The organism is Clostridium vitabionis (genome assembly GCF_015351765.1).
Classification (GTDB): domain Bacteria; phylum Bacillota; class Clostridia; order Lachnospirales; family Lachnospiraceae; genus Clostridium_R; species Clostridium_R vitabionis.
Window position 1 is genome coordinate 112,435 of record NZ_JADKQA010000001.1, and the last position, 10,116, is coordinate 122,550.

The window sequence follows — 10,116 nt, forward strand, 5'->3', positions numbered from 1 at the left end:
CGGCGGCCTGCTGCACGGGTAAAGCCGCGAAGGTCAGATAGGGATCCTCCGCCGGGGAAAATGCCGGGCGAGGAGGATCCAGAGGGCGAGATTTGCCGCCAGGACGCCGGCGGCCAGCGGCTTCGGGTAGCGTGTCTCCCGGTAAACCTCCCCCTCGCCGGGCTCCGGGAGCGGGACAGGGTCAAAGGGCAGGCCGTTTTCCGGGAGAAGCGCCTTCATATTGAGCAGATGGATTACCGGGATCCCCTGATTGTAATAGTAGGGGATGAGCCCGTCTCCCGGAAGATGATCCCCGGCGGTGACGATGCCGCTTCCGACGCCGGTCATCTCGTCGCCGCCGCCGAAGGCGAGGAGGTTGCCGCCCACATTGACGAAGCAGGCTACCGGCCCGGAAGAATTGTTGTAGATATTTTTCCGGTAATCCAGATTTTCTTCAAGATCAGAAATGTTGATATAGCTCAGGCCATAGGCTTCGATCCGGGAGACGATGGCCGACTTCACATCCTCGGGCATTTCTCTGCCCTGATCGCCGGCGCCGCCGGCGGAAAAATATTCCGCGTGATTTTGTATCCGATGATTTTCCAGCAGAAGGTGTTCCATGTCCGGGTAGGTGAGATCCGGCAGGTTTGCGCCGTAGGTGGAGGCGCCGATGGAGTTGATGATGACGCCGCGGGCGCCGAGCGCGTCCAGGGCGCAGACGGTGGCCAGGTTCAGCGTGGGGAATGAGCTGGAGAAATTGCAGGCGACCGTGTCCCCGGCTTTTACGCCGCACCGGGCCAGGAGATCGACCATCATGGCGGCGGTATTCGGGTTGGCCGCTGAGCGCTTGGCCTCGAGGTTCCCGTGGCTTGTGGTGATGGCGGTATATTCGTCTCCCAGCATGCCCGTCCCGTTGACATCGGCGTCATAGTCGATCGGGTGGCCGAGGCGGAGGCGCTCGTCTTTCACAGCCTGAAAGCAGTCCCGGAGGTTCTCCGAGGCTTTTTTCATGACTGCCGCATTGTCCTTCTCCGCCGAATATCCCGATGCGCGCAGAAGCGCAATCGAGAGCAGAAGGGTGAGAAGGGCGGCCAGAAGCAGGCGGAGGCGCAGTTTGTCCGGCGGAAGAAAATGCGTGCGGCAGCCGGAGGTTTCGGGGTTGCGGGGATTCGGTTGATGGTTTGCCATGGGGTTCACTCCTTGCGCTCAGAAGATCCGGATCAGCATTTCGAGAAGGACGGTCGCGGCGGTGACCGCCGCGAGGGAGAGCAGGGTCGGGAAAATGTGCTGGCGCTCGCACTCTCTCCCCAGGATTCCGGGGATCAGGGAGCCGATGGAGAGGAAGCTCCCAAACCCAAGGGAAAATCCGGCGGTGCTAAGCAGCCATTTGAGCAGGATGCCGCAGATCAGGTAGACCGCGTAGCGGCGCCTTCCGTAGAGGATCATGCAGGAGGAGAGCAGGCGGACGAACCCCATGGAGAGCAGGGCGATGAGTACTGTCCCGGCCATCCGCGCCGGGCTTGCCGCATAGAGGGCGAAGTAGGCGGGCACAATGATACCGCCGGGGGAGAGGTCGGTCAGCTCCGTGAAAATGAGAGAGAAGAGGATGCCGGCGAGAAGAGTGGTATTCATGAGCGCTCCTTTCTGCCTGGCGCATCCATTTCCTGGATCAGGCGGTATGCGGTTCCCTTGATGTTGCCGATCCCGCAGACGAGGGCATGATCCGGAAGACCGGGAAGACTCTGGCGGAGATTTGCGGCGGCCAGCTGTTTCCCCGGAACGATCCGGACATTTCCGGCGCCCGCCCTGCGGAACAGGCGGGCGGCGAGAGAGGCGCCGCTCCCGGTGACATAGACCGGGACCTCGGGATAGTGCGGGATGAAATGCCGGGCGAAAAGGACCGCCCGGTCCGGGCGGTCCTGCCGGTGGTTATAGAGGAAGACAAGCCGGTCTCCATCCTCAGGGGCAGTAGAGTGCCGGAGATTGGTCTCCGTGGACTGGGGGTCATTGACGGAAAAAAGATTGAGAAAATCGACATTTCCCGGAAGGGTATAGAGGGCGAGGACGCCGAAGTCCTGGCGGACTTCAGGGAGCGCCCGCCTGGCTTCCTCTTCCGGTACGCCGAGCAGCCGGGCGCAAGCCATGGCAATGGCGATGTTCTCCCGGCTGGTTCCCGCATCGCGGCTTTCGGGATCACTGGAGACCTCGATGAGTCGGGTGCCCTTTTCCCGGCAGGCGGCCGAGAAATAGCGCTCCGCCGCCGGGTCGGCGGAGATCAGCGTTCCTCCGTCCGGGATGACCGCGGACAGGGAGTTCGCGATTTCCTCCAGGGTGTCGCCCATCTCGAAGGTGTGGTCGTAGCGGACATTGGTGATCACGCTGATGTCTGACCGGACGATCTTCTCCTGGGCGGCCTTCTGGAGCTCGGGGTTTACGGCCATACACTCGAGGATCAGGATCTCGGCGCCCTCGCGCTTTGCCCGGCGGATGATCCGGAGCTGTTCGTGAAGATTCGCGGGTCCCAGGCGGCGCAAGGGCATTTCCCTGCCGGATACGTCGATGACCGCGGCGTCCGTCCCGGTGGTCTTGGTGAAAACCCGGTATCTCGTGCGGAGCACCGCGTCCAGGGTGCGGCAGGTCGAAGTCTTCCCGCGGATGCCGTTCACGTGGATCACATGCAGGAAAGACCGGCGCGCGCGCCGGTTCGCGAAATTCTCCCAGAGAAGATATAAAAGATATATTCCGGAAAAGATAAGAAAGACAGACACATTTTCCTCCTGTGATCCCAGATTGGTTGTTATCAGTATACGGAGATTTTTTGGAAAAATCCACCAATCGGGGGATTTCTCCCCGCGAAAAATGAGAAAAAATCGACAAGGGAGCTCCTTTCGGGTATCCTTTTCACAGACAGGCCTGAAAAGGTAAGTATAAGCAAAATGATATTTTTTCAGAGGAGGAAATGGCTATGAAAAAGAGAAATGCAGCAGCGGCGATTGTTCTTGGCGCTATGGTGAGTGTACTGGCGGCCTGCGGCGGCTCAAACGCGACATCCGGGACACAGGCGACGAAGGTTCAGGAGACGACAGCGGCAGCTGCTGCCGAGACCAAGGCTGACGCGAAGGCGGAGACGAAGGCTGCCGCCGACGCATCCGCGTCCGAGGGCGCAAAGGATGGCGCTTCCGCAGCAGGCACGATCGAGGCGGGCGTGTGCGAGACCCCGGCGATCATCACCAGCATCGGCCAGAGTGCTGATGTCGACATCGTAAAGACGCTGGTTTCCAAGTCCGGCATCGACGCGGAGACGAATGCCACGATCACGGCTGATGATCTTCCGGCAGATACCAAGACCCTGATTCTCGCGGTCGGCGGCTCCTCCAAGGGGCTCGGCGCGGCAGGCATCGACGCTGACCAGGAGCTTGCGAGAACAAGCGCACTTCTGGAGAAGGCGAAAGGGCAGGGCACGAAGATCCTGGCGATGCACACCGGCGGAAGCGCACGCCGCGGCACCCTTTCCGACAGCTTCATCGAGCCGGCATTCCAGGCTGCTGACGTTGCCATCGTTGTGTCTGAGGGTGATTCTGACGGCCTGATGAAGGGCATCCTGGACGGCAATGGCGCCGAGTACCAGTATGTGGACCAGATCACGGACTGCATGGCTGCGCTGAAGACCGCGTTCGGAAAGTAATCACGCCGGAGATTTCCGCCGGCATCCTTGCCGGCGGATGAACAGAATATAGGAGATACCTTATGACGGGATATTTTATCACCTTTATCATCATGGTCGGGGTCTTCATGGTGGGCTGTTTCAAGTTCAAGCTCCCGGTCGGCGTCTCGATGATGATTGCCGCACTCTGCGGCGCCATCGAGGGCGGCCTCGGCACTGAGAGCATCCGGATGATGGTTGAGGGGGAATTTGGTTATGTCGACACCATCCTGACGATCGGCAGCGCGATGATCTTCATGAAGGTCATCGAGGATTCCGGCGCCCTGGATGCGATGAGCAGTCTCATTATTGAAAAGTTCCATAAAGTTCCGGCGATCCTGCTGATCCTGATCATGCTGATCATTATGTTCCCCGGAATGATCACCGGGTCTTCCACCGCGGCAGTTCTTTCCTCCGGCTCGATCATGGCGCCGATCCTTGCCCTCATGGGCATCGACGCGGTGACCGCCGGCTCCATTATCGCGATGGGCGCTCTGCTGGGCATGATTGCCCCGCCGGTGAACACCGCGGCGCTCATCATCTGCGCCGGCATCGATGTGCCGTATGTCGGATTTACCGGGCCGCTTGCCCTGATCACCTTCCCGCTCGCGATTCTCTTCGTCCTTATGCTCGGCTTAAAGCAGGCCAGGCACCTCGACTATGAAAAGCTGAAGCCGGCCCTGGTGAAGCAGGATGAGGTTCGGAAAACCTACGGTGCGAAGATCTACCTTCCGCTGCTCGTCCTTGTGATCCTGATGGTGCTTTTCAAGATCGTGAAGATCGGCGAGGATATCGGCATGCCGCTGATGTTCCTCATCAGTGCTGCCACCGGCCTTTTCACCGGAAAGAAGATCAATGTCCTTAAGACGGTTCCCGAGGCGGTCCGCACGGCGGCTCCGGTTATGGGCATCCTGATGGGCGTCGGCATGTTCATCGAGGTTATGACGGCAACCGGTGTCCGCGGCCTCGTGGTTATCAGCTGCCTTCGCCTTCCGTCCTTCCTCTGGCTTTTGGCCTGCTGTGTCAGCATCCCGCTGTTCGGCGCGGTATCGTCCTACGGCGCCTGCTCGGTTCTGGGCGTTCCCTTTGCCTATATCTACGCCTCGCTCCTCGGGGGAAATGCGGTTGTGGTTCTTGCGGCCATCAGCCTGATCGCCTCCGTCGGCGATATGATGCCGCCTACCGCGCTGGCAGGACTTTTTGCCGCCCAGGTGACCGGTGTCAAAGATTACACGAGAATTCTGAAGAAATGTCTTATTCCGATCGTGATTCTTCTTGTGTGGGCTGCGTTCTTCCTGGCCAAATCCAAGATGATCGCCGGGCTGTTCTGAAAGGGGGACGGAAAATATGGTGATCACAGTTATCTATATTCTCATTGCTGCCATCATTTTCGCCAGCACTCTTTACAACATGATTTTTAAGGAGGAGAAGCTTGCGGATCAGATTAACGCGGCGATGATCCTGATTCCGCTTCTCCTTCGCATCCTGATGATCAAATAAGGAGGCCGGAATGAAGAAAACTTACATGAGGGCGGCGGTGATTCTTGTCTGCGCCGCTTTGGTCGGAGGAATCGCCGGCTACAGCTTCTATAAGAAGAGACATTTTAAGGAAGACATTGTCCAGGGGGAAAATGTCACCGAGGTGTTCAATCTTTCCCGCTACAACCCGAACCTTGAGGGGACGGCAGGGGATACCGAGGTTTATGTTCTCAAGGGGGAGAAGGAGGGCGGTTCCCTGGTTGTCCTCGGCTCCACTCACGCCAATGAGCCGGCAGGCCATATGGCAGGCATTGTCCTTGAGGAAAATGCGAAGGTGAACGCGGGCACGATCTACGTGATTCCCAGCATTAACCATTCAGCGCTGACCCATAACGACGCGCTGGACGGAAGCCCGCAGTACATGCATTTCACGACGCAGAGCGGGGAGACGAGGACCTTCCAGTACGGCTCCCGGGCCACCAATCCGATTGACCAGTGGCCGGACCCGGATATCTACACGCACAAGTCCTCCGGGCAGACCCTTTCCGGCTCCGAGACAAGGAACCTGAACCGCTGCTACCCGGGTGTGGAGAACGGCACATTGTCCGAGGAAGTCGCCTACGCGGTGACCAACATGATCAACACGCTGGGAATCGACATGGAGATTGACCTCCACGAATCCAGTCCGGAGTACGCGGTGAATAACGCCACTGTGGCCCACGAGCGCGCGATGACGATTGCCTCCGAGGGCGTCCTCGATCTTCAGCTGGAGGGAATCCAGATGAGCCTTGAACCCTCGCCGGTGACCCTGCACGGCTTGACACACCGGGAGCTCGGCGACTATACTCACACATATGCACTGCTGATGGAGACCGGCAACCCGTCTCAGGGTCGTCTGCGCGGCAGAACCGATGAGGAGCTGGTCCTCACGGGAAAAGATCCCTGCTATGTGATTGCCAATGATCTCGGCCTGCTCTATGTGGACTACAGCTCCGGCGAATTCCCGATTGAGCTCCGCGTAGGCCGCCACCTCGCAGGCATCAGCGCCTACATCGATGCTTACAATAACAACAGCGATGCCGACAAGCAGATCGATGTCGAGGGAATCCCGGCTTATGACGAGATGCTCTCCAACGGCGTGGGGTACTACCTTAAGTGATTTCCCGTATGCCGCGGTAACCGGCTGTTCCTTTTCGACCCGGTCTTCTCAGGAGAATGCGCTGAGGGCGGAGAAAGGACAGACAGGAGACTGCGGCAAAAAGGATGAGAAAAGAAAATCTGAAGAAAATAACTGAGCTGAGACATAACCTGCACGCACATGCAGAGCTCTCGCTGCACGAAAATTGGACAAAGCAGTGCCTGATGGATTTCCTGGCGGAGAATACCAGCCTCGAGATTGTGGACCGGGGAAACTGGTTCTACGCACTGCGGGAGGGAAATGGCGCAGGAAGACGGATAGCCTTCCGCGCCGACATGGATGCGCTCCCCATTCCGGAGACGATCGCCCTTCCCTACGCGTCCTGCCATGCGGGAGTTGCCCACAAGTGCGGCCACGACGGACATTCCGCCGCGCTGGCTGGTCTTGCGCTCGAGCTGGATGAGGCGGGCAGAGAGAATCTGCCTGCCATTTTTCTGATCTTCCAGCCGGGGGAGGAGATCGGCGCGGGCGGAGAGGGCTGTTCCAGACTGCTGACCGAAGAGAACATCGACGAAGTCTATGCCTTCCACAATCTCAGCGGATACCCTGCGGGCAGCATCGTGGTGCGGGACGGGCTCTCCCAGCCCGCATCGAAGGGACTCACGATACGGTTCCAGGGGAAGACCAGCCACGCCAGCTATCCGGAGGAGGGCAGAAATCCGGCCTTCGCCATGGCGGAGCTGGTGGATTTTATCCGAAGAGAAGGAGAAGGGCCCCACCGTGGCATGGTGCTGTGCACGATTGTCGGCATGAACTGCGGAAACGGCGATTTCGGCATATCGGCCGGCGATGGGAAGCTTTCCCTGACTCTCCGCGCGGAGAACGAGGAGGAGATGGATCACCTCCAGGCGGCGCTGGAGGACAAGGCCGGAGCGGTCGGGAGACGGGACGGACTTGCGGTTACATTTTCCCAGTCCGACTACTTCCCGGAGACGAGAAATCACCCGAAGTGCCTGAAAAAGGTGGAGGCGGCGGCAGAGCGGCTGGGCAGGCCGGTCATCCATATGGAGGAACTCTGGCGTGCCTCCGAGGATTTCGGCTGGTATTTGAAGCGGTGCCCGGGCGCGATCTTCTATATCGGGAACGGGGAGAACTACCCGGCACTTCACACCACGGATTATGACTTCAACGACGGTATTCTGGAGACTGCCGTGGACATGTTCTGGCAGCTGGCTATTTCCAGCGGGATTTCTCAAAAATAAAATAGTCTGAAATCCAATGATAGAAATCTCAGGTAAATTGCAATAACAAGTTGGACACCCTCCGCTAGGCAGTAGCCTGGTAGATTCGGTCGATTTCCTCCTCGAAGATTTCATCCGGGGTTCTGTAACCCAGGATCTTCCGTGGGAGGCAGTTACACCAGGTCTCCACATCGGAGATCTGCTGACCGGTAAAGTCATCAATCCGCTTACCCTTTGGTATGAACCTTCTGATCAGGCCGTTATGCCGCTCTACGGTTCCCTTATCGCAGGATGTGTAGGGATGGGCATAGTAGACAAGCGTATCAGCCATCTTCTCAAGTTCTGAAAGGTCGGCGAATTCCGAACCGTTATCGGTCGTAATCGTTTTGAACACTTCACCGAAGTGTTCGCTGTAAGTCTCCTGAAGCTGTTTAATTGCCTTCATGACACACGCTGATGTCTTGTTTGCAATAGGAAGCATCAGGAACTCACGGCTTTTGCGTTCAGCAAGAGTGAGCAGGACCTGGTCATCCCGGGTTTTGGCACCCAATACGAGGTCACATTCCCAGTGCCCGAATTCCTCACGGGACTCGATCTCTCTGGGACGTTCCTCAATGCTGCGACCCAGCTTTTTCTTGTTGATCCGAACTCTATGTTTCTTGGACTTACGCTTCAGCTTTTCAGGAAGGTTATGGTTCCTGATGCCAAAGAGGCCAAGATCAACATAGCGGTAAAGCGTTTTTGTGCAGACGATCTGCTCTCTGGTAAATTCACCATCGAGAACAGCGCGTCCAGTGCAGGCGTCCAATGACCAGCCATCTTCTGTAAAGTGTTTCAGCACATACTCCAGAAACGCTGATCTGCTCAGGAAGTCATAATGCCGGCAACTGTGCTTTCGGTTGTCCTCATAGGCTTTCTGACCGGCAGACGCCTTATAACGGGTCACATGGCCGTTATACAAGGCAACGGAGCCACGTGCTATTTCGTTCGAGACAGTGTTCGGTGAGCAGCCGATCTCACGGGCAATTGCCCGGATGGAGTAGTGGTCTTTAAGACGAATCTGAATAAGAACCCGTTCCTCATACGAAAGATGTTTGCCTTTTATATGGGAAGATATGGTAGAATGAGAGTAGTCCATGGTGGCGATTCTCCTGTAGAAAGTTTGTTGTGGTGACTTACATTCTACCAAAGATCCTGCCATGGATCTTTATTTTATTCAGATGTCCAACTTCATTTTACAATCGGCGATCGAAAAATTGTTTCTCTGCCAAAGGGAACTCTTCTCTGGAGATTTGGAAATCCAGAAGGAAAATTTACGACAAAGAATGAAACCGAGTATAACGAGTTGAGCCTGCCATGGAAAATTGAAACTGTAGAATTCCATGTATACATTGTGATTTCTGGACATCTGACAGTGCAGGAAATTCCATTAAGCGTGCAAGAAGGCAGATCAGCCGCTATGTTTGGAAGAAAAGGCGGTGGAGTACAATACATGCATTTCCGCAATATGAATATGGAAATGAGGGAAGGATTTTTACAGGAGGTCATTTATGACAGATAAGATTAACCGGACCATATTTTCAGCAATGGAAACGTTATTGGAAGAAAATTTTTATGCTTCAGCATACAGCTTATCCGGCTATAAAGAATCTGCCTGCTGCCTTGAAAAAGATCATGCCGGCTGGAATGTATATACCGGAGAAAGAAATAATCAGTATGATCTGAAGCATTATGGAAATCTTACGGAGGCATTTTTTGATATGTTGAACAGGCTTTGCGTAAGCAGCGAGGAGGAAGAAAAAATAAAAGACGCATTCTTTGAGAAAATTGTCAGGGTAGCGTAATAAACTCATTACATGCAGGCATCGGCATTGTCCGGTGCCTTTCTTTTTTGTACAGAAACTTACAATAAATCATTTTATAATTAAAAATATAATATTATTTACAGTAAATAACATTCAAGTTAATCTTGACTTTTTCAGCGATATCTTCGATAATATCTTTACAAAATCTTAATACCTGTGAATGAAATATGTTAGCTGTATTACGGGAATACAGCATTTTTAACTTAGACAGCACGAAATTCGCGGCTTTTGAACAAACTTATCATTATATACATATAACCATAAGCGCCTGTTCGGCACCGCCAGCATGAGTTTTTCTAATATAGGGCATAATTTTCGGACTCTCCAGGGAAGGCTGAATAGACGCAGGTAATCTGCACAGACTGTGTTTATTTTGGGGGTTGATCATTATGCTCACTTATTCCACAATCTCTACAGACAGACAGACAGACAGACAGACAGACAGACAGACAGACAGACAGACAGACAGACAGACAGACAGACAGACAGACAGACAGACAGACAGACGTAGTCTGATTTATTTTTGTGCCCAGAATTCTATTGCCTGTTTTGGCGAGATCCCTAGTCGGAGACTGCTCACTGGAACCCCAGTGGGAAGCCTCCGGCTTTTTGCGCTTTTTTGGAAGACGACACGGTTTCTGAAGATATGCAGGCGGAAATTCCCAGACTTCTATGATTGGGTAAGCACCTGCATTTTCTGGCGCCTGAAGC

At 55.3% G+C, this 10,116-nt stretch carries 11 protein-coding genes; 7 read left to right on the forward strand and 4 right to left on the reverse strand.

Translation table 11 applies throughout. The features are described from left to right. Positions 1–33: 33 nt before the first annotated feature. Genes pgsW through pgsB form a run of 3 tightly spaced genes read right to left on the reverse strand, consistent with a single transcriptional unit; the run spans position 34 to position 2,747 of the window. The gene (gene pgsW, locus ISF27_RS00490; RefSeq protein ID WP_194608121.1) at positions 34–1,167 is read right to left on the reverse strand and encodes a poly-gamma-glutamate system protein; all 1,134 of its coding nucleotides are present in this window, start codon (positions 1,165–1,167) and stop codon (positions 34–36) included. A gap of 18 nt (positions 1,168–1,185) precedes the next feature. Further along, on the reverse strand, positions 1,186–1,611 hold the full coding sequence (gene pgsC, locus ISF27_RS00495; protein WP_194608124.1) for a poly-gamma-glutamate biosynthesis protein PgsC: 426 nt from the start codon (positions 1,609–1,611) through the stop codon (positions 1,186–1,188). Next, positions 1,608–2,747, reverse strand: coding sequence for a poly-gamma-glutamate synthase PgsB (gene pgsB / locus ISF27_RS00500; protein WP_194608126.1), 1,140 nt, complete (start codon positions 2,745–2,747; stop codon positions 1,608–1,610). Before pgsB ends, pgsC begins: the two co-directional genes overlap by 4 nt. A gap of 197 nt (positions 2,748–2,944) precedes the next feature. Here pgsB and ISF27_RS00505 point away from each other — a divergent pair, with 197 nt between their 5' ends. From ISF27_RS00505 to ISF27_RS00525, 5 genes are all read left to right on the forward strand, one after another. Beyond that, a complete protein-coding gene (locus tag ISF27_RS00505; protein WP_194608128.1) occupies positions 2,945–3,664 on the forward strand; it encodes a DUF6305 family protein in 720 nt (239 codons plus the stop codon). 62 nt (positions 3,665–3,726) lie between these two features. Next, complete coding sequence (locus ISF27_RS00510) at positions 3,727–5,013, forward strand: TRAP transporter large permease subunit (protein ID WP_194608131.1); 1,287 nt, start codon at positions 3,727–3,729, stop codon at positions 5,011–5,013. A gap of 16 nt (positions 5,014–5,029) precedes the next feature. Then, on the forward strand, positions 5,030–5,182 hold the full coding sequence (locus tag ISF27_RS00515) for a hypothetical protein (RefSeq protein WP_194608133.1): 153 nt from the start codon (positions 5,030–5,032) through the stop codon (positions 5,180–5,182). A gap of 10 nt (positions 5,183–5,192) precedes the next feature. Further along, the gene (locus ISF27_RS00520) at positions 5,193–6,320 is read left to right on the forward strand and encodes a succinylglutamate desuccinylase (RefSeq protein WP_194608135.1); all 1,128 of its coding nucleotides are present in this window, start codon (positions 5,193–5,195) and stop codon (positions 6,318–6,320) included. Positions 6,321–6,424: 104 nt separating this feature from the next. Beyond that, on the forward strand, positions 6,425–7,561 hold the full coding sequence (locus tag ISF27_RS00525) for a M20 metallopeptidase family protein (protein WP_194608137.1): 1,137 nt from the start codon (positions 6,425–6,427) through the stop codon (positions 7,559–7,561). Between the two features lie 64 nt (positions 7,562–7,625). Here the strand turns inward: ISF27_RS00525 and ISF27_RS00530 are convergent, their stop codons facing one another. Further along, positions 7,626–8,678, reverse strand: coding sequence for an IS30 family transposase (locus ISF27_RS00530; RefSeq protein WP_194609583.1), 1,053 nt, complete (start codon positions 8,676–8,678; stop codon positions 7,626–7,628). Positions 8,679–8,804: 126 nt separating this feature from the next. Here ISF27_RS00530 and ISF27_RS13580 point away from each other — a divergent pair, with 126 nt between their 5' ends. Next, on the forward strand, positions 8,805–9,101 hold the full coding sequence (locus ISF27_RS13580; RefSeq protein WP_207727378.1) for a TNT domain-containing protein: 297 nt from the start codon (positions 8,805–8,807) through the stop codon (positions 9,099–9,101). Further along, a complete protein-coding gene (locus tag ISF27_RS00540; protein WP_194608139.1) occupies positions 9,091–9,384 on the forward strand; it encodes a hypothetical protein in 294 nt (97 codons plus the stop codon). Before ISF27_RS13580 ends, ISF27_RS00540 begins: the two co-directional genes overlap by 11 nt. The last annotated feature ends 732 nt before the right edge of the window (positions 9,385–10,116 follow it).